We start from the raw sequence: 19,755 nt of genomic DNA, 5'->3' as shown, positions 1-19,755 counted from the left end.
ATGAGCATAGAACTATACATCAAAAACCGCCTTTGCGACATCAACAGTCCCGAGAGCCTCGGCATACGTCTAAAACGCCAGTTTATCAATCCTGCCGAGTTGAGCGTAAAAGACGCACAGATGTCTTACGAGATAACGCTGCCTGCCACACCCAACAACAACGAGATTTTCAGCCATGTGAATGTGGAGGAGGTACAGGGCAAGTTTCGCATCTATGAAGACGCTCGCCTGTATGTGGATGGTATCCTTATCCTCGACGGTAAATTCCGCTTGAGCGAGATCACGCAAGACAGTTACAAAGGCAACTTGGGAGTGCCTGCTCCTCTCACCGCAAAGGATATCTTTGGCGAAACGATGATGAATCAGGCAGGGAAGTGGCTTATTCAGTTTACAGGGGTAGATGATATCACACGATATAATACAGGGGGACACGACAAATCGGTATATGGAGAAATATCGCCTTGTATATTTCCGTTGGTGCTGTATGGGTTGTTGCCGAAGTACCCGTCTAATAATATCTATTCTGCAAAAGATGTGTTTGACAAATCTGTTAGATTGAAATTAGATCATTTTCCGCCATCGGTGAACTGTATCCACATGCTAAAAAAAATATTCGGCAACGCCGGTTATTCGCTCACAGGAAGTGCAGCGGATGACGAACGGATAAAGAACTTATATGTAAGTTACAAAAATAATAATGATTACGAACTGCCGTGGCCACCTTCTAGAATGGAAATATCGGGCAACTGGCAACCTGTAATAGGCTTGGATGCATGGCCAATAAGGGAAATTGGATTGGGGCATCAAATATTTGATGGCAGACAGCGAATCGTCATTAATTATTTCGGAGCTAGTAATCATCGGGTAACAGCAATCTCTGATAACGGCAAGAATATAACAAATGAAGGTATGCAAAGAACCCTCAGAATACCTGCAACAGGATTGTATAAACTTACGTTTAAGGCAAAGTTAGAGATGCTGGATCAAGAACATGACGATCCGTTGGTTAGAATAAAAAGAGGGAATTTGGATACGGTACATACCGAAATAAAAATAATCCGCAATTATACGGGCAATGCCGAAACTACAAAATTTGACAATACATTTTACTACAACAATAGGAATCAAACCGTTGGAATGCCTGATGCTGTTTTTCCTCGAAAAGGGGAAGTAAACTTTATCGACCCGAAGCAGAACAAAGATTTTATAGCAGGGTTTGCCTTTGGAAAATATGGAGAAGATACTTATACAAACCCTCTAGACAACGACCATTGCAACCCAATGGCTATTTTTGGGGGACCATCGTGGACTCTGCCCCTTGGGAGTGATGGAGTAACCGAACGGGCATACTCGGCTATAAAAAGTTCGGGATATGTATATTCTAACCGAGAAGGACCTAATAGCTATAAGGTAGATCTTAATAAAGAAACGTATGCGAAAAGAGCCAACAATAAAAGTGCCTATGGTGAAATTAATCAGGTGATCTGGCTGGAAAAAGGCGAAACTTTGGATATAATAGATATATCATTCAGCGAAGGAAAAGGAATTCCTTTTACAATTTACAATCACTCTGTAGATTATAGTCTTTCATTGGAGCCTTTTCAGCATTCTATAAAATGGCTTGTAGCAAACAAATCTGATATAGTTACAGGCCCAATGAATTGGAACGATGAATCATCCTTCAACAAAGAGGAGGTAAACCTTATCAGATTCTTACCGGCAGAGGTGAAAGTAAACGATTGGATTGAGAACTTTTGTAAAGCCTTTAATCTAAGGCTGATCAATACAGGAGAGACAAGCTTTGAACTGAAAATAAAAGGAAGTGATATAGCGGACGACCTATCGGATATTATCGATCTGGACAGGCGCGCAAATGTAGTGCAGCGCAGAAATGAATCTCTTAAACTTCCCTATCTCTATGAGCTGGGGTTCACGGTAGACACAGGAGAGGAAGGATATTACGACACTATTGAAGAATATGTGACAGACGAAAAAGGCTATGAGCAAAAGAAGATAGATGCCGGCGACAAAGGCGGCGGACAATACTACACAGGGAGCAACGAAACCACAAAGCTATCACAAACGTCTTCGTTCTCCTACAATTGGCATAAGGGTTTAAGACAAGACGAAGCTGACAAAGATCCTTTTATCATGGTTCCTATAATTGCAGATCATGAAGTATGGGAAAACAAGTATGATTATGCAGAAATGATGAGTAATAAATATTATGACAAAGCACAACGTTTCTGGTATAAGTCAGGCTTTGTAAATCTAACGATAAATGAGATTGACAAAGTAGCTGTTGATATTGCTTTAGTGGATAATGTATATAATGACTCTCAGCACAGGTTGATGCTGAACTATAAGAATGAGCATGATTCGATTATGAAAAGCTTCTTCTTGCTACTAACGAACAACGATAACTGTTATACGATTGTAGATTGCTACCTGACAGCCGAAGAATATAGCCGTTTAAACAAATCGCTGATAAAGCTAAATGGAGACTTGTACCATATAGCTGAAGTAGATGGCTACGATCCATTAAAAAAAGGACAAGGTACAATGAAACTGATAAGGAAAATAGGATAAGATTATAATAACGATGCTGCTAGCGATGTTTATCAATAGCAGCTTCTTCATTTTTCTCAAGGCTCTATTCTTACATATATCTCATCTCGATTTTTATCGTCAATATCAATTAAATGAAAATAAACAGTTAAAATGTTGCCTTCTATTTTATAACGTTCTATAATATCCGCTTTCCCATATCTATATGCTTTATTATTAACAACATAGTTACCCACATATTTTTCATCATACCCATCAAAAGAATAGAAGTTTAATGCATATACTTTGAAATCCTCTGTATATTTAACTCCCAGCGTAGTATTAACACGCTTCCATACCCCCTTTATCGGATTAAACCCTTCCGGCTTAAAATTAGGGTCGGCAGGATCGTTCCAATCGCCGTTCCATACAAATTCTTGGGGTTTCTTCATTTCCTCTTCCATATCATCTCCACACGAATAGAAGGCTACAGACAGGCTGAGTAGTAGGATTATGGATAGTAGTTTTTTCATTTTTGTCTCGGTTTGTTTGAGTGTAAAGATATAGAAAATAGCTGAGGAAGCAAGAATTTTTGTTAAAATGAGATTTCTGCGTATGGAAAAAGTAATAATCGAGAAACGGTTCAATCAAAAAATGATTTCTTATTGCTACTTTCGTCTTTTGAATAAATTGTGACAAAAAATACAGAAATCGACGATTGCTTTATGAAAAAAGTTGCGTACAGTGCTTTATATAGCCTTTTATATCTTTTAGGTCTTATTTTTCTATATCTGATAATAGGGTATATAGTAGAAAAACTATACGGCTATCCCCAACAATCGAGCGATGCGTATTTATTATATAATCCTTTTGTGGTTGTAGGAAAAACCATGAAAGCATATATTGTAGGGTTAATTGTCTCTATTAATATTCTGGTTTATCTTTTCATTAGCAAGAGGATGGATAAGTTTTTGTTTATCCCATTCTTTACTATATCGGCTATGCTTCTGACGATATTTGTGTATGCTCTTTTCTTTTAAAGTATCGAAATCACTTCCTCTTCTGATCGTTTCGGTATTGCTCCAACTGTTTATCAATTGACTTCCCTGTTCTGGCATTGAGATCAGCGGGGAGGCCATAACCATCGCAATGGAACGAGCAATAGTTACAATTATCGGCACATTCCCTGTCGCAATTCGGATAATTACATTGATTAATCCCAAGTAATGAATTGATTACCATACATGAATTGAGGGAGATAAAAAAAGATAAGATTAAAGTTCGCGTTAGTAGTTTTTTCATATTTGTAATTTATAAAGCTATTCGCTACAAATTTAAAAAATTTTCAAAAGGAATAAAATAAATAAGAAGCCCGCGAAATCACTTCGCAGACTTCCCAACCTTAACACAAACTTTACAAAACTACAGACATAAAACAGCCCACCTCCGAAAAAGTTCGCTATACAATCACTAAAAAGCGTAAAAAATGTTAATTTATATTCTTAAAAAAGAAGATGCCCATCGGAAAGGTTGAGTTATTGGATATGAAGAAGGGGTAAGGAGATTGTAGTCAAGGGGGTGAAAGATAAATCGTATTGGAGATGATGTTTTATTTTTTCAGAAAAAAATATTAGCATATCAATGATAATATATCAAGAATCATTATTTCCCAATTAATATTTATAAATTGCAAGCGACAATGCAACCTGTAAATCTAACATCTTATACTATGAATGAGACAATAAAGAACATCTTTAAAGAGACAGTACAGTGCTATAATCAGATATTAAGCAAATATTATCCGGCACACAAATCCAACGGTTTTACTGAGCGAAATTTAACATTTAACTTTTCATCTTGCTATAGAAAGGCTTATCCTAAATCTATTATTTGGCAGGAGGCATGCCTTGCCGGACGAGAACATATTGATACCCTCGTTATAGACGAAGAAAGCAAAGCTGTTATTTTAATAGAAGCAAAGCGTTTGCAAGGAGAGAACAAGAAAGAATCTCTATTGCGGGACTATGAACGTATTACCAATAAAGACATAAACATCAATGGTCTTGCTGATATAAATTCAGAGGATTACTCCCTATATGCCCTCATGATATTTGATGTGTGGGTCTCAAAAAAGACAAACGAAAAGGATAACAGATATAAACGTCTTCATGAGATATTGCCTAAGGGTGAAACCAATTATGTAGAGGAAGTATCCTTTAATAAAGATTGGGATATGAAAGAAACTTATCATTTAGCTTACATACTAAAAAAGCTAAAATAATAATATTGCAGAAGACTCTATAAAAAAGGATGAGAGCTGGAATATTGTCACCATTTTACAATACGAAGTATTAGCCTAAGTATACAAAAAACCCTAATGTAAATACATGATTTACATTAGGGTTTTAAATTATCCTGTGCCCACGACAATATTAGTCAGTCACTACCTGTTTTCTTTATCTTTTTGTTTTAGTATATTACCTGCCTGATTCGCATGCTTTTTAAACATAAAAAGGGACATATTAATTTGCATAAACAGAATAAATAATTTTCTTTTGTAAGAAATAAAATAGATAAATAAAATAATAATCTTTTAAGAATTGGAAAATACTGATTTTAGCAATGTCTTAGAGTATTGCAGCAAAGAAAAATTTTTCTTGGGAGAAGGTTCGCCCACATCTCGTATACTGATCATAGGCAAAGAATGTGGCTGGAACAATAAAAAGATGCCTAACCCTGATAAAAAAGAAAACATAATACTTCAGGAAAAATATTCTACTGAACATAATTTAGATTGTTGGCTAAATGGTAATGGTCGACTGGATCAATTAAAGACAGATGCCTTGAAAGATTGGCCAAATAGTCCAACATGGAGAAATTATCAAACGTTGGTACAAACTATAATTGGAAAGGAAATCCCCAAATATGATTTTCTTGATTATAGTTTTATCACAGAACTAAGTCAAATATGCTTACCTAACAGCAACTATTTAAAAAATAATGATTTAACTAAAGAAAGTATAGAAAAACGCAAATCATTATTTAAAAAGGATTTCTTTCAAAGATTTCCTATTGTAATAATGGCTTGCGGTCATTATCCAAAAAAATTTAATTTTGATATAGAGGATATCTTTGATGTAAAATGGACAGGGGAGACGACTATATTATCGAAAGGAAACTACTATAATGTTCATTATGGAAAGAGCAAAATTCTCATTCACACACGACAAGTAAGCATCGGTGTAACCAATCAGCTGCTATTCGAAATCGCAGAGCTTTGCAAAAAGTATTACAAATAATTCATATTCTATAGTGCCCTTATAGGCATAAAATAAACACAAAAGAAAAAAAGCGCTGTAATCAAATAGATTACAGTGCTTTCACAACTCTAATTTTTGTGACCCTGGCGGGAATCGAACCCACAGCTAAGGAACCGGAATCCTTTATTTTATCCATTAAACTACAGGGCCGTTAGGCGACACAAAAATATAAAATTATTCCCAGCTTTTGTATACAATCCAAAATTATCTTACAGCCTCCCACAAAGAACAAAAAGAGACACTCTCAGCGAATATCTCTTTTTGACTACAATCGGTTCATTCAATTTAATTCACAGTACAGAATGCCCTGATACGTCGGTATACAGCCATGACGTTTACTTCCGCCAAAAGCATTGCCGACAGAATCAGTGTACCTCCAATCACTGTTCGGCTAGTTATCTCTTCATTCAATATTATATACGCAAATACAGTCGCAAAAATAGGTTCGCACAAGTATGTCAGAGCGATCTTCTCAGCCTCGATATACTTCTGAGCCGCATTCTGGATACAATACATGTAAGCCGTAGACAAAATGGCCACAAACAGGAGTGCCTTCCATACATCAAAAGGCAACGACATCGAGACAGCCCCAACGCCCTGCGTAGATACAGTTAATGCGCCCGCCAAAAGAGCACAAACAGATAGCTGTATGATAACAAACGGAATAGCCGTTACCTCAGACCGTGAATCTGTGCTGATCTTGCCTACATACAAAATGTAAACCGAATAAAACAACGACCCCACAAACACCATCAGGTCTCCGATCCTAAAGTCTGAGAAACCCGATGCCATGGCAATAATATACAACCCGGCTAAAGCCAGAAGACACGCCACCCACATTCGTGTCTGAATAGATCTTTTCATAAATAGGAACGTAAACAAAGGAATCAGCACAACCTCTACCCCCGCAATAAACGAGGCATTGGACGAACTTGTATACTTCAACCCCACCGTTTGCCAGCAAATACCCATGAAAAGGAATAGCCCGGCAATAGCGCCTTTACGGATTGTTTCACTGTTTATCTTCGGAATCTGCTTGTAGAATATCAAAGCCAGAATGAAAGTTGCAATTAAGAAACGATAAAACATGAATGTGTAAGGGTGGATAGAATCGAATGCATCTTTGGATAAAGGAAACGAAATTCCCCAAAATGCAGTTCCCAACACTAAGAGAGGCAGGTAAATTTTGCTTTTACTCATCAATCAAAATAATTTAAAAATTAGTATATCTAAATTATTAGGGTATGCAAAGAACTCTTTACAAAAGGATACCCATACTCCCTATTTTCTTCCCTAACGCTGGAGCACAAGTAGCAAAATCCTTATCTGAGCTGCAAAAGTATAGCTTTTTTATACAATAACAAAATCAACGATGAAGAAAAGCCCCATAATAGACAAACTCGATAACGTATAGAAACAAAAAAAGCAACCACAGTGGGTTGCTTTTTCTTTGTATATAAAGATATTCTTTATTTTACTTTATCTACGATTGCTTTGAACGCTTCCGGATGGTTCATTGCAAGGTCTGCAAGAACTTTACGGTTGATCTCTACTCCATTCTTGTGAAGAGCGCCCATCAGGCGAGAGTAAGACATACCTTCCAAACGTGCAGCAGCATTGATACGTTGTATCCAAAGTGCACGGAAGTTGCGTTTTTTAGCACGACGGTCACGGAAAGCATAGGTAAGACCTTTTTCCCATGTGTTTTTGGCTACTGTCCACACATTTTTGCGGGCTCCATAGTAACCTCTTGTTAATTTCAGAACTTTTTTTCTGCGGTTGCGCGAAGCAACATGATTGACTGATCTTGGCATAATTTACGTTGTTTTGAATGATAGCGGTTTTTTTATTTCAAAAACACTTTGCTGCATACATCCGGTTAATAAATCTTTAAAACTTGCTTTTAAGAAATACAATTATTTCATTCCCAACAATTGCTTAACAGACTTTTCGTCCACCTTGCTTACTGTTGTTGTGTGAGTAAGGTTTCTTTTCTGTTTTTTTGTTTTCTTAGTCAAGATGTGACTTTTGAAAGCATGTTTTCTTTTGATTTTTCCTGTTCCGGTAAGGGCAAACCTCTTTTTGGCACCGGAATTAGTCTTCTTTTTTGGCATCTCAGTTTATTAATTAAATTAATTTATATACGAATGCAATTCTTTCGAACTGCTTATTCTGCGCTTTTTTCTTCGTCCTCTTTCTTTTCCACTTTCACCTTTGGCTTATCTTCCTTCGGTTTAGCAGGAGTAGCCTTTGCAGGTGATTTTTTAGGAGACATCATCATGATCATTCTCTTACCTTCAAGTGCCGGCAACTGATCTACTTTTCCGTAGTCTTCGAGCTCGGTAGCAAAACGAAGCAACAACACCTCTCCTTGTTCTTTAAACAAGATAGAACGTCCCTTGAAGAATACATAAGCCTTTAGCTTAGAACCTTCTTCTAGGAATCCTTTGGCGTGTTTCAACTTGAAGTTGAAGTCATGATCGTCGGTCTGTGGTCCGAAACGAATTTCTTTCACCACCACCTTCACCGATTTGGCTTTGGCTTCTTTTTGCTTTTTCTTTTGTTGATAGAGGAATTTCTGATAATCTGTAATCCTACAAACAGGAGGTTCTGCTGTTGGAGAGATTTCAACGAGGTCAAGCTCAAGCTCATCAGCCAATCGTAAAGCCTCACCAATAGAGTATACCCCTTGCTCGACATTATCTCCGACTAAACGAACTTCTCTAGCTCGAATGTTATTATTGATCTTGTGTAACTCTTCTTTTTTTTGATTAAATCTATTGTTCCTCATTCAAAAAATGTTAGATTCTTTTCCTTTATTTTTATTTATTTTTATTTTTAAAACAAAGCTGGGTGCAAAGGTAATAAAAAACTTATTGAATTTGTATAAATTTCCCTATCTTTTTAATTCAAAGGGGGATGTCTTCTATTCTTACTTATACATCCAAAATTGCCACAGCTTCATCACTTTAGTTTCAATTAATCAGATTTCGTTTTGTATAACGGCTCTTATTTACCAATTATCATTTACACTAGCTCCATCCGATTGAATGAAATCAATAAACATCTTCACTTCATTATTAAAATGGTCTTCAAGTTTTCGCTTTTCATTTTTCATCAAAAGTTTTCCCTTATTATCAAAAATAGCCCAGCCTTTCATTTTACTGGCTGCAATATAAAACTCATTGCCACCCTCCTCGAAGGTTAAACTCAGAGTTGTGATATTATACCGAACACGCCCATCCCGAAATCTCATTTCTATCTGATAAGCGCCATTTATTTTGAGACTAACCAGCATTTTAGAAAAGCTGAACATCGTTGGGTAATAAAGACTATATCGCAAATAATCTCCATCTAAATCGGATTTTATTGCAAATTTGGGATTCGACATTTTTTCATTTACATACCGCTTGGACACACTATACAAGTCTGATGCAGATTTTCCGTCAACAGGAATAACTAAAAAGTCTTTCGATGTATCAGCAGCGTCTCTCAACCCTTCGGGGGTTAATTCAAATTGCTGCGAAAAACAGGATAATGAGATCACTCCCAAAATGAGTGTAATTAATAAAGTTTTTTTCATTGTATTGTCTTTTATGTTTGCATTAAAAAACTAATATACGAAATAAAACCTTAAATACCGCATGAACAGACAAACTTAGCTAAAAAGCAGGATCAAATTACACTCTATATATTACAGTATATATAATGTAACCTTTAGAGCATCATCAGCATATCCATAAAACAAAGAGAATACAAAGAGTAAGTAGCAAAGATTAAACTACACAAAATCGTACTCTTGCCTTATCGTATCTAATCGGAAATTGTTAACTTTATCAAAAGAATGAATAAAATACGCTAGATGAAAAACATTTTACCTTACGAAAACATTGTATACGAGACCCATCTGTCCGAAAATGATATACAAAATAGAATAAACGACATTATTAGAATACAGAATACGTACAAAGGATACTCCACAAATAATGCATTTGAGATAAAACGCAATATAAATTATCAGAATTCTTTTTCACCTAAAATCAAAGGCGAATTTCAAAACGAATGGGGCAAGACCATAATCAGAGTAAAAATGAAACTTCCTGGTTATGTTATTATTTTTTTGGGCTTCTGGTTCTCATTCATTATTCTCATCGGTATCTTGTTTCCTTTTTTAATAAAGGAGAATGAGTTCGGCATATTTTCTTTAATTCCTTACGTAATGTTGATTATGGGATGTGCGTTAACGATAGGAGCATTTAAGTTTGAAAGCATCAGAAGCAAAAAAGACTTACAGCAAATATTCGAGGCAACGATAATTAAGTGAATGCTCTCAGAATTGAAACAACAAGAAAGCTGAAATCTTGTACAAATACAAAGAGTCCCAAAAGTTCTTATAACTTTTGGGACTCTTTTATATTACGTAGTAAAAATGACGACGCTTAAGCCTGTTGTTCCCAAGCATTCATCATCTGTTCCATTTCTTCATTTAGCTGTGCGGCAAAGTTCACAAACTTCATAGAGCCTTTATCCCCATCACCTTGTTTGCGGATCGAAACCTCTTCACTTTCGGCTTCTTTCTCTCCCACAATCAGCAAGTAAGGGATACGCTTCAATTCGTTGTCACGGATTTTGCGTCCAATCTTTTCGTTACGGTCGTCTACCTGCGAACTGATACCCTGTTGCTTGAAATAGTGAGACACACGGTGAGCATAGTCGTTAAACTTCTCGCTGATAGGCAATATCACCACCTGATCGGGAGCAAGCCACAACGGGAATTTTCCTGCGGTATGCTCTATAAGCACGGCAATGAAACGCTCCATCGACCCAAACGGCGCACGGTGAATCATCACCGGACGGTGCTTTTGGTTGTCGGCTCCTGTGTATTCGAGTTCGAAACGCTCCGGAAGGTTGTAGTCTACCTGTATAGTCCCCAACTGCCAACGGCGCCCCAATGCGTCCTTCACCATAAAGTCGAGCTTAGGGCCATAGAAAGCCGCTTCGCCAAGCTCTACACGTGCCGGCAAGCCTTTTTCTTCACAGGCTTCTATAATGGCACGCTCTGCTTTCTCCCAGTTTGCATCACTACCGATATATTTTTCACGATTGTTAGGGTCTCTGAGCGAGATTTGTGCTTCGAAGTTTTCAAAATTAAGAGCCTTGAAAATAATGAATACAATATCCATCACTTTGAGGAACTCTTCTTTGAGCTGCTCAGGTGTACAAAAAATATGCGCATCATCCTGGGTAAATCCACGTACCCTTGTCAGTCCATGAAGCTCGCCACTTTGCTCGTAACGGTATACAGTACCAAACTCGGCCATACGCAAAGGCAGGTCGCGATATGAGCGCGGAACAACTTTGTATATTTCGCAGTGATGAGGGCAGTTCATCGGTTTCAACAAGAATTCCTCTCCTTCTTCCGGTGTATGTATCGGCTGGAAAGAATCTTGTCCGTATTTTGCATAGTGACCCGAAGTCACGTAAAGCAATTTACTACCGATATGCGGTGTCATCACCTGTTGGTATTCGAATCTCTTCTGTATCTTCTTCAGGAAGTCTTCGAGTTTCAGGCGCAACTGTGTACCACGAGGCAACCACAACGGAAGGCCTTTACCCACATTTTCGGAGAAGGCAAACAGTTCAAGCTCTTTTCCTATCTTGCGGTGGTCACGCTTCTTGGCTTCTTCGAGCATCAAAAGGTACTCGTCGAGCATTTTCTTTTTAGGGAAAGTGATACCGTAAAGACGTGTCAGCTGCTTGCGTTTTTCGTCGCCACGCCAGTATGCACCCGCCGCACTAAGTATCTTCACTGCCTTGATATACGATGTATTGGGCAAGTGAGGTCCACGGCAAAGGTCGGTAAATACCCCTTGTGTATATGTTGTAATGGTTCCGTCCGCAAGGTCGTTGATAAGTTCTACCTTATACCCCTCGTTACGGTCGCCAAACATTTTGAGCGCATCGGTCTTTGTTATACTCTGACGTTTGATCTCTTCCTTATTGGCTATCAGCTCCATCATTTTAGCTTCGATCTTATGAAAATCGGCATCTTTGACAGGAGTATCACCAAAGTCTATATCATAATAGAATCCATTCTCGATGGCAGGGCCTATCCCAAATTTTGCATGAGGGTAAAGTATCTGCACCGCTTCGGCCATAAGGTGTGCCGACGAATGCCAGTATGCATGCTTTCCGTCTTCATCTTCCCATTTCAGCAATTCGATCGTCGCATCCGTATCTATTGGTCTTGTTAAATCCCAAACCTCCCCGTTTACCTTTGCGGCAAGCACGTCTTGCGCCAAACGGGAACTGATACTCTCAGCAACCTGCATAGATGTTGTTCCTTTTTCGAATTCTCTTACGGAACCATCCGGAAATGTAATTTTAATCATATTCGTCTTTCTCTTTTTTTAGTTATGCAGCTCCTACAAATAAGCTGCTCTCCAGAACTTGCAAAAATAAACATTTTTTACAGATTAATATAATTAGCCATCACAGATTTTATTCAATTACACTATTTACGCCCCGCATCCATCTTTCCGAAACCTACGTTATTGAAGCCTTCTTCATAAACTCTTCTTATATATTTAGTTATATGATTATTAAAGGGTTGTTTTTTTATATAATATTATTATCTTTGCATAATATTTGTGACAAACATTTATTAAACGAGGCAACACAAGTCGGTAATACGGAAGACTTATTTATGAATTCTGACCAGAACAATATGTTTATTGAGCATATATTTCTTTCTGATGATGCACAAGATATGTTTATTTCATTGGTAGCATAAAGTCAGTTTACATATAATTTTTCTTTATTTTCAATCCACTTACTTCTCTTTTATTTGTCATAAACAAATTAGACATAAAACTTTACAAAAGTGTATACCAAACAAATACTGTATTTTATAAAAATTAAAATCTTATTCCTCTGTCTCTATGCCAGAGAATAAATAGCACAACTTGCTATTTTCATAAAAAAGAAAAAAACGATAAAAAAATAGATACTTACAACAAACAAGACTATGCGATTATACACGATTATTCATAAAACTTAAAATTGAAAACTACATGAAGCAGACAAACATGAGACAAATGCCAAAACGTATATCCTTCGGGGTATTATTATTGCTGATAGCAATTTTCTGCACAAATCTGACAACAAATGCACAAGTAACCATTGGTTCGGGTGAACCTTCTGCTACCGGAGCATTATTGCAGCTGAAAGATAAAGACAATATTATTGATGGTACAGCCAATGCCTCCAAAGGATTAGCCTTACCACGTGTAAACCTCTCACAGAAGAATCAGCTCTTCCCTATGTTTTTGAAAGATTCGAGCAATCCGACTTCCGGACCTAGCGATGATTATGCGGCAAACAAGACGGGCATAGATCAGATGCACACCGGACTGATTGTATATAATCTGGTAGAAGACGACGATAAGGAACTGTGTCTGGGACTAAACCAATGGGACGGTGAAAAATGGAATTGCTTCGAATCTAAGCTTGGTAACGCCGTTGTAGAAATAGGTAATTGCGACTCCTTGACCTTTGCGGGGATATACCAAAACAATGTATCGTTAAACGCAAGCAATTACATGACTATACCATTGCACGTAACAAAGGCAGGGGCATACAATATAATTACAATGCCCGATCCGTCTAACGGATATTACTTTACCGCTTCGGGCGTTTTTCTGACTACGGGTTATTATTACCTTTCTATCCCCGGTGCAGGAACTCCAACCAACCATACAGTAGGAACAGCAGGTGATCTCATAAAAATAACATTTAACGGAAAACAACTGACCTCTTGCGACCCTTTGCGAATCAATGTGGAAGATTCTTCGGTGAAACCTGTTTACAATATGTCTTGTAGCGCCACTAAGGTGAGAGGTGTATATGAGCTAAATAAACCGCTCGACCCTGATGCAAATTACATTGAAGTGACATTGAATGTAACAGCCCCATACGGAGCAACCTACTCTATTGAAACAAACGCAGTAGATGGCATTTACTTCAAAGGCTCGGGTCTGCTAAGTACTGCCAGCCAAACAGTAAAACTTCAAGGCTATGGTACTCCCACCAGTGTAGAAAACAAGGTAATGACAATCACATCCAACAGTTCTTCAAATGTTTCCACTTGTAAGGCAACCGTTGTGGTAAGCTATCCTACAAAATCGGTATTTGCGTTCGGATATTATGAAAATACAGCCGGATATCTAGGTCAGCCCGGATCGGGACTAAGAAAAATGATGGATGCTTCTGTCAACTTTGGTAATACAGAAAACAGCACCGTTAAGATAGTACCTTATTCAGCGAATCAAACATTCTATCCGTACAATGTTGTAAGCGGAGGAGCGGCCTACAATACAGCCACTGTTAAAAGCTATCTGGATACAAAACCCGATATTGTTATCACTGGTTTTGACCTCGACCCTCTCGATAAAGCAACTATGGCAAGCAATTTGGTCGATTATCTGAAAAAAGGAGGTGTACTTATCTTTGTATGCGAACGTCAGGCAATGGTGAAAGCTTTTTTTGAAGCTCTGTATCCGGGATATACTATCACGGCAGACTGGACAACAACCAATGTGATGTCTCTTAACTTTGTGAATGACGACGTTGTGAATGGTCCGTTTGGCGACATACGTGGGCTTTTGTGGGGTAATGACAGTTATGGTGCTTCGGGTGCTCAAGGCTTACCTGATGATGACGATATAGTAATTATATCTAAAAACAACAGTGGAACACCAATGATATTGAAGCACAAAAGATACAACCTCCTCTTCATCAGTGAGGGCGGGTTTGCAGCCAACTTCAATGGTACGACAGGATCAGGAGCCGGTGGATCGGCCTCTACATATCCTCTAGCTATCGACGCCAGCTTCAAACCTACTACGCGTACGGGATGGACCGGAGGTAATGTAGAAAATGCACGACTTATGGCAAATGCCTTAGCTTGGGCAATCAAGCAAGCACAATTTAATGGGATAAATACGCCGTAAATTTATATTATTGAAGAAGTGGGGGACAAACACTTCTACTGCATATTAGAAAGAAGCCTGTTGAGATACAGGCTTCTTTTGTTGTTTAAGGAAAGTAAGGTTGAGTGTATCCCCTATTTTCGAGAGATCATTTCAACCGATTATTTTTAGTCATAACCTCTCACCGGCAAATCCCCGTCGCAGATATAATAAAAATTAGCTCCGAACTCGGAGCTAATAAAAGGTTTATCATTTGATTTCAATTGAGTTACTTAATAAGGAGAAGACTACTCGGTCATACGCTTGATAATACTATAAGCTTCTATCACACCAAGCTCTCCGGCTTTGCGCATATCGTCCAAAGCACGGTCTTTGTCCTTGATCTGGAAGCGTGCCAACCCACGATTATAGTATGCTTCGGCAAACTGAGGGTCGCGTCTGATGGCTTCGTTATAGTCTAAGATTGCCGCACGGAAGTCATTTTGCTTGTAGCGTATTTCCGCCCTGTTGTAGTAAGCATATACAAACTCAGGGTTAAGCTCTATAACCTTGCTGTAGTTCTTCACAATGAGGTCGTACTCCATCTTTCCCGGATCGAGCATCGATGCTCCTGCACCTGTCAAGGTAGCATCTTTCTTCGCATTAGCTCCTGTCAAAGAAGAAAGGGCATCGGGCTGTTCCGATTTCTTATCATATTCAGGAACGTTCTCTTTCAACTCCAATTGCTTGGTATATACCACCGCCAAGTCGAAATAAGCCAACGTAAATCGAGGGTCGAGAGCAATCGCCTTATTGAAATTCTCAATAGAGTTGCCAAAGTCTTGAACCAGCATGTAATCCAATGCACGAGCATAGTACAACTCTGCATTCGCAGGGCTTTCCTCTATCCGTTTCGACAGTTCGTTTATCGACCAGAAATGATCCGCTATCTGAGGCTCATTCAGTGCGGCCTCGCTATTGGTTATCCTTAACTTTTTGGGCAATGTAGACTTGCGGTTAAGACCGTCTACCAACTGGCTATAATATACAAAACGTCTGATGTCGTTCGGTTTTTCGTAATAAGTAATCACAAAGCGAGGTTCGAGCTCAAGGCGCACTTGCTTATTCTGAATACGTCCACGAGAGTTACTTTCGTACTTGCTCTTTTCTTCGTCTTTCTTATCGGCAACAACAAGCAAGTTAAATTTATCGATATCCTTATCGGATGTTTCCCTTGTCTTAGCCTCCTCTTCTGTAATGCCTTTGGCTGCCATTTCTTTATTCTTACGGGCCTCTTCGTTTCGGGCATAATTGAAGTCACGTTCCGCACCCTTCAGGTCGTTTTGCCTCCGTTTGATTTCACCCCTGCTATAAAATCCATGATAAAATTCGGGATACTGGGCAAGCACCACATTGAGGTCAGAAATCGCTCCATTGTAGTCGCCGATGTTGCTCTTTATGAGAGACCTGTTGAAGTAAGCAATATAGTTGTTAGGCTCAAATTTGAGTACTACATCGAAGTCGGCAATGGCACGGTTATCGTCACCCACCTGTGCACGTAGCAAGCCTCGGTTGAAGCGAGCAATTATATTGTTTGCATCAAGCTCTATAACCTTGTCGTAGTCGGCCATAGCACCACGAAGGTCGTTTTTGGAATAACGAATAAGCCCCCGGTTGATATAGTTGCCCGATTGGAGAGGTTCTATCTTTATGGCTTCGTCTAAGTCCGCCAAAGCCTTATCATAGTCTTTCTTATAGTAATGGAGCAATCCTCGCATAGAATACGACTGAGCCATATACTTATCCTGCTTGATGGCTTCATTGTAGTTTTCGAATGCCTGAATAGTATCTCCTTTCTCCTGATACATGGCGCCACGTGTCAGATAGCCCTGAGTATATGTCGGGTATATGCGAAGCAGCTCGTTCAGATATTTCTCGGCTTGGTCATAATCTTTCTTCTGAATGTTGACAATACCCATATTTACGAGCGTAAACTTATCGTTCGGATAGTTATCCAAAGACACTTTATAATCTTCCAACGCCCCGTCGTAATTATTCTGATTTTGACGGGCATCGGCTCTCAACTGATATGCCTTCGATATAAACGGATTTCGCTCCAATGCCAGCGTACAATCGTCTTCCGTTCCTTTAAAGTCGTCGAGATAATATTTTGCGATTGCCCTGTAAAAATAAGGCTCGGCAAGATACGGCTTTGCTTTTATCACCTGATTGAAATACTGAATAGCAAGCACGTAATCTTCATAATAAAGCGAATTTCGGCCGATGAGGATTACTCTATCCGTATTTATTTGGGCAAAACTAGACAGACTGCTGAATAAAAGGAATATTGAGAATAGAAACTTTTTCACGATTATAGTGTATTAATCAACGATTGGCAAATATATGAATAATACATTAACAAAAAAGAAGAGAGACCGTTGGAGCCTCTCTTTTTTATATTTTTTAGTTTTTCGAAATTTAACTTTCAAAATAGTCGTCGTGATAATACGAATTCTTCTTCAGATAGTATGTCTTGTCACCATAGTAGCGTGATGTTCCATAATAACCTTCCCTACCCTTCACATCGTTGAACACCAAGGCTATGTTTTCCACACCATCGAACCCAAGCTGTGTAATCACGCTCTTAAAGAACGCCTTGTTGGTTTTGGCACGCCGCACCACAAACAGTGTTGTATCAGCCATAGAAGAAAGGATGTAGGCATCTGAAACAAGACCTACCGGACTACAGTCTACGATAACATAGTCGTATTCTTCTTTCAGGTGTTCCAACAGTTGCTTTGTTTTGGCAGTCTTGATCAGCTCACTCGGATTAGGAGGCAGCGTTCCGGCTGGGATAATATCGAATCCATAGTCGGGGTGCGAAATGATGATCTCGTCCAAAGTAACCTGCCCTATCAGATAGTTGGATATTCCCTTTTGTGCGTCGATCTGTAGTGTTTTTCCTACCGAAGGACGTCTGAGGTCGAGGTCGACGATAATTACCTTCTTACCCATCAACTGGTAAACAGAAGCCACATTGGTAGCGATAAACGTTTTACCATCGGCAGGCTCGGTAGAGGTAACCAATATGGTGATTTTATTTTCACGCTGAGCCATATATTCTATGCGTACACGCATATTGCGGAACGATTCGGCAAAGCTCGATTTGGGGAAATTCTTCACCAGTACGACACCACCGGCGAGCTTTTTCGAGATATTCTCGATAGTCCCGATAACAGGCAATCCCGATATTTTTTCACATTCCTCTTTAGAAGTGATCGCAAAATTGAGAACCTCTTCTTTGACTACGACAAAGATCAACGGAATAACCAAAGCTATCATCAAGAAGTACATATAATTTTTGCTCTTCTCACCCGTATTCATCGCTCCGCCAACCATACGTGGATATTCCCATATAAAGTTGTCGGGTGTATTGGATGCTCTTTGTATCTTGGCTTCGTACTGCCTTTGGGTAAGAAACTGGTGATACATCTCGTTGACATTGTATTCTCGCTGATATTTTATCAGGTCTCGTTCCTGCGGAGGCAGGTTGTCGAGCTTGAGATCGAGGTTCTGATATTTCTTCACCAAAAGGTCTTTCTGATCCTGAAGCTTCACCTGAATAAGTTGCAGCTCTCTCAATATCTGCACACGGCTCTCGTTCAGCTTGTTGATAGCCGTCATATAAATCGGGCTCTTAGGCCCTAAGTTCTTCGACTTTCTAAGCTCCTGATTATATTCCTCAACGTATCTCGACAATTTTATTTCGTCTGTCAACCCTATACTTATAGGATCTATCAGTTCTGCACTACCCATAATGCCTTCTTTGATCTTCTGTGTAGTAAACAACACTGTTTTTTCTCGCATCGCCACCTGATCTCTATCCACATCGGCAACATCAAGCTCCCGCCTCACGGTAGCCGAAGACACTTCATATACTCCCGTCTCTTTCTGGAATCGTTCGAGCTTGAGGCGTGATATATTCAGCGAGTCGTTGATAACGGTTATCTGGGCATCAAGGAATTTGATCGTCAGGTCGGCCTGTTGATTTTTCAAAGCCAGATTATAATCCTGAAACTCATCCAAAAGAGCTTTCAGATAATCCATATCCTTAGCCGGATCCGTTCCGTACATACTGACGGTAAGAGCCGTAGAGTTTTCGGTTTTGAGGGCAGTAGACACCCGTCCGCTATACATCCCTGTGAGTTGGCTATTGGTAAAAAAGCGGAAGCTAAAGGGCAGAAAGTCGCGCTTGAAGTTTTTCGTTTTACGAATCGTGCCTTTAAAGAATTTATTCTCTACAGGACTATCAAACACGATATTGAAGGCTTCTTCGGGTTCTCCGTCCAAGCCATCCTTGTAGCTCACACGTATCTGGCTATCGCTAACGTATGCCACATCAAAGACTTTGCTGTACGCCTGAGGCGTAATATCTGTTTCGAGGCTGTCGATAGCAATTTCGATGGGCGAATCGGTGTAAAGGCTGATATATTTAAACCTTGTCTGGATAAAGTAGTCGATATGCATCTTCTTCGGCAGGTTCTTTACCGTTCTTTCGGTAAGCCCGTACGATTCCAATACAATCTGTTGATTTTCGGTATTACGCAAGATACTTCCCAGCGGCACTGCTCCTGATATCATACTCGACCCCCGGTCTTCGAGTATTATCATAGCCTGAATTCCGTAGAAAGGCACCCACGATTTATTTTTTATAAATGCGTATGCCATAAACAGCGCTATCGAAATAACAAAGAGATACCAGTATTTCAATATGCGGTAAAACCAAAGTACGAAGTCGAAAGACAAGGTCGTCTTGGCCTTTATCTCTTCGAAATACGGGTCCGTATCAGCTCCAGGTTTATTATTTATGTCCATCGTAACAAAGTATTTGTGCTAGAAAGGGTTGCTTTTGTATTTAT

General features: G+C 39.1%; 15 protein-coding genes and 1 tRNA gene. 5 read left to right on the top strand and 11 right to left on the bottom strand.

Going from position 1 to position 19,755, the window contains the following annotated elements; genetic code table 11:
• Positions 1-2,589: a hypothetical protein gene (locus tag E4T88_RS06425; protein WP_135104649.1), complete on the top strand. Its 2,589-nt coding sequence runs from the start codon at positions 1-3 to the stop codon at positions 2,587-2,589.
• A 56-nt stretch (positions 2,590-2,645) separates the two neighbouring features.
• Here E4T88_RS06425 and E4T88_RS18250 read toward each other — a convergent pair whose 3' ends face one another.
• Together E4T88_RS18250 and E4T88_RS18105 are read right to left on the bottom strand one after the other, a co-directional pair.
• Positions 2,646-3,080, bottom strand: coding sequence for a hypothetical protein (locus E4T88_RS18250; RefSeq protein ID WP_228093778.1), 435 nt, complete (start codon positions 3,078-3,080; stop codon positions 2,646-2,648).
• A 378-nt stretch (positions 3,081-3,458) separates the two neighbouring features.
• Positions 3,459-3,770 carry a hypothetical protein gene (locus tag E4T88_RS18105; RefSeq protein WP_185146734.1) on the bottom strand — a complete coding sequence of 104 codons (312 nt, stop codon included), beginning with the start codon at positions 3,768-3,770 and terminating at the stop codon, positions 3,459-3,461.
• A gap of 506 nt (positions 3,771-4,276) precedes the next feature.
• On the opposite strand from E4T88_RS18105, the gene E4T88_RS06405 reads away from it, so the two are divergent.
• Positions 4,277-4,828, top strand: coding sequence for a hypothetical protein (locus tag E4T88_RS06405; protein ID WP_135104646.1), 552 nt, complete (start codon positions 4,277-4,279; stop codon positions 4,826-4,828).
• 319 nt (positions 4,829-5,147) lie between these two features.
• A complete protein-coding gene (locus E4T88_RS06400; RefSeq protein WP_135104645.1) occupies positions 5,148-5,846 on the top strand; it encodes a hypothetical protein in 699 nt (232 codons plus the stop codon).
• 99 nt (positions 5,847-5,945) lie between these two features.
• Here E4T88_RS06400 and E4T88_RS06395 read toward each other — a convergent pair.
• The 6 genes from E4T88_RS06395 to E4T88_RS06370 form a co-directional block, all read right to left on the bottom strand.
• Positions 5,946-6,017, bottom strand: a tRNA-Arg gene (locus tag E4T88_RS06395).
• Positions 6,018-6,152: 135 nt separating this feature from the next.
• Positions 6,153-7,067, bottom strand: coding sequence for a DMT family transporter (locus E4T88_RS06390; protein ID WP_135104644.1), 915 nt, complete (start codon positions 7,065-7,067; stop codon positions 6,153-6,155).
• Between the two features lie 269 nt (positions 7,068-7,336).
• The gene (gene rplT / locus E4T88_RS06385) at positions 7,337-7,681 is read right to left on the bottom strand and encodes a 50S ribosomal protein L20 (protein ID WP_006798843.1); all 345 of its coding nucleotides are present in this window, start codon (positions 7,679-7,681) and stop codon (positions 7,337-7,339) included.
• Between the two features lie 102 nt (positions 7,682-7,783).
• Positions 7,784-7,981, bottom strand: coding sequence for a 50S ribosomal protein L35 (gene rpmI / locus E4T88_RS06380; protein WP_006843779.1), 198 nt, complete (start codon positions 7,979-7,981; stop codon positions 7,784-7,786).
• 53 nt (positions 7,982-8,034) lie between these two features.
• The gene (gene infC, locus E4T88_RS06375; protein WP_135104643.1) at positions 8,035-8,658 is read right to left on the bottom strand and encodes a translation initiation factor IF-3; all 624 of its coding nucleotides are present in this window, start codon (positions 8,656-8,658) and stop codon (positions 8,035-8,037) included.
• Between the two features lie 222 nt (positions 8,659-8,880).
• Positions 8,881-9,450: a DUF4468 domain-containing protein gene (locus E4T88_RS06370; protein ID WP_135104642.1), complete on the bottom strand. Its 570-nt coding sequence runs from the start codon at positions 9,448-9,450 to the stop codon at positions 8,881-8,883.
• Between the two features lie 279 nt (positions 9,451-9,729).
• Between E4T88_RS06370 and E4T88_RS06365 the strand changes: the two genes are divergently transcribed.
• Positions 9,730-10,191: a hypothetical protein gene (locus tag E4T88_RS06365; protein WP_135104641.1), complete on the top strand. Its 462-nt coding sequence runs from the start codon at positions 9,730-9,732 to the stop codon at positions 10,189-10,191.
• 115 nt (positions 10,192-10,306) lie between these two features.
• Here the strand turns inward: E4T88_RS06365 and thrS are convergent, their stop codons facing one another.
• Positions 10,307-12,259 carry a threonine--tRNA ligase gene (gene thrS, locus E4T88_RS06360; protein ID WP_135104640.1) on the bottom strand — a complete coding sequence of 651 codons (1,953 nt, stop codon included), beginning with the start codon at positions 12,257-12,259 and terminating at the stop codon, positions 10,307-10,309.
• 681 nt (positions 12,260-12,940) lie between these two features.
• Between thrS and E4T88_RS06355 the strand changes: the two genes are divergently transcribed.
• Positions 12,941-14,878, top strand: coding sequence for a hypothetical protein (locus tag E4T88_RS06355; RefSeq protein ID WP_135104639.1), 1,938 nt, complete (start codon positions 12,941-12,943; stop codon positions 14,876-14,878).
• A gap of 266 nt (positions 14,879-15,144) precedes the next feature.
• Here E4T88_RS06355 and E4T88_RS06350 read toward each other — a convergent pair whose 3' ends face one another.
• A complete protein-coding gene (locus E4T88_RS06350; protein ID WP_135104638.1) occupies positions 15,145-17,205 on the bottom strand; it encodes a tetratricopeptide repeat protein in 2,061 nt (686 codons plus the stop codon).
• A 109-nt stretch (positions 17,206-17,314) separates the two neighbouring features.
• Positions 17,315-19,711 carry an exopolysaccharide transport family protein gene (locus E4T88_RS06345; protein ID WP_135104637.1) on the bottom strand — a complete coding sequence of 799 codons (2,397 nt, stop codon included), beginning with the start codon at positions 19,709-19,711 and terminating at the stop codon, positions 17,315-17,317.
• Positions 19,712-19,755 lie beyond the last annotated feature (44 nt).

This window comes from Dysgonomonas mossii (genome assembly GCF_004569505.1).
In the GTDB taxonomy this organism is placed as follows: domain Bacteria; phylum Bacteroidota; class Bacteroidia; order Bacteroidales; family Dysgonomonadaceae; genus Dysgonomonas.
The sequence above is the reverse complement of the archived record's forward strand: the minus strand, read 5'-3'. Positions and strand labels throughout refer to the sequence as shown.

What these genes read in the sequence shown, in the direction of transcription:
- E4T88_RS06425 (WP_135104649.1), top strand. Translation starts at nt 1, where the DNA reads ATGAGCATAGAACTATACATCAAAAACCGCCTTTGCGACATCAACAGT.
- E4T88_RS18250 (WP_228093778.1), bottom strand. Translation starts at nt 3,080, where the DNA reads ATGAAAAAACTACTATCCATAATCCTACTACTCAGCCTGTCTGTAGCC.
- E4T88_RS06405 (WP_135104646.1), top strand. Translation starts at nt 4,277, where the DNA reads ATGAATGAGACAATAAAGAACATCTTTAAAGAGACAGTACAGTGCTAT.
- E4T88_RS06390 (WP_135104644.1), bottom strand. Translation starts at nt 7,067, where the DNA reads ATGAGTAAAAGCAAAATTTACCTGCCTCTCTTAGTGTTGGGAACTGCA.
- rplT (WP_006798843.1), bottom strand. Translation starts at nt 7,681, where the DNA reads ATGCCAAGATCAGTCAATCATGTTGCTTCGCGCAACCGCAGAAAAAAA.
- rpmI (WP_006843779.1), bottom strand. Translation starts at nt 7,981, where the DNA reads ATGCCAAAAAAGAAGACTAATTCCGGTGCCAAAAAGAGGTTTGCCCTT.
- infC (WP_135104643.1), bottom strand. Translation starts at nt 8,658, where the DNA reads ATGAGGAACAATAGATTTAATCAAAAAAAAGAAGAGTTACACAAGATC.
- E4T88_RS06370 (WP_135104642.1), bottom strand. Translation starts at nt 9,450, where the DNA reads ATGAAAAAAACTTTATTAATTACACTCATTTTGGGAGTGATCTCATTA.
- E4T88_RS06365 (WP_135104641.1), top strand. Translation starts at nt 9,730, where the DNA reads ATGAAAAACATTTTACCTTACGAAAACATTGTATACGAGACCCATCTG.
- thrS (WP_135104640.1), bottom strand. Translation starts at nt 12,259, where the DNA reads ATGATTAAAATTACATTTCCGGATGGTTCCGTAAGAGAATTCGAAAAA.
- E4T88_RS06355 (WP_135104639.1), top strand. Translation starts at nt 12,941, where the DNA reads ATGAAGCAGACAAACATGAGACAAATGCCAAAACGTATATCCTTCGGG.
- E4T88_RS06345 (WP_135104637.1), bottom strand. Translation starts at nt 19,711, where the DNA reads ATGGACATAAATAATAAACCTGGAGCTGATACGGACCCGTATTTCGAA.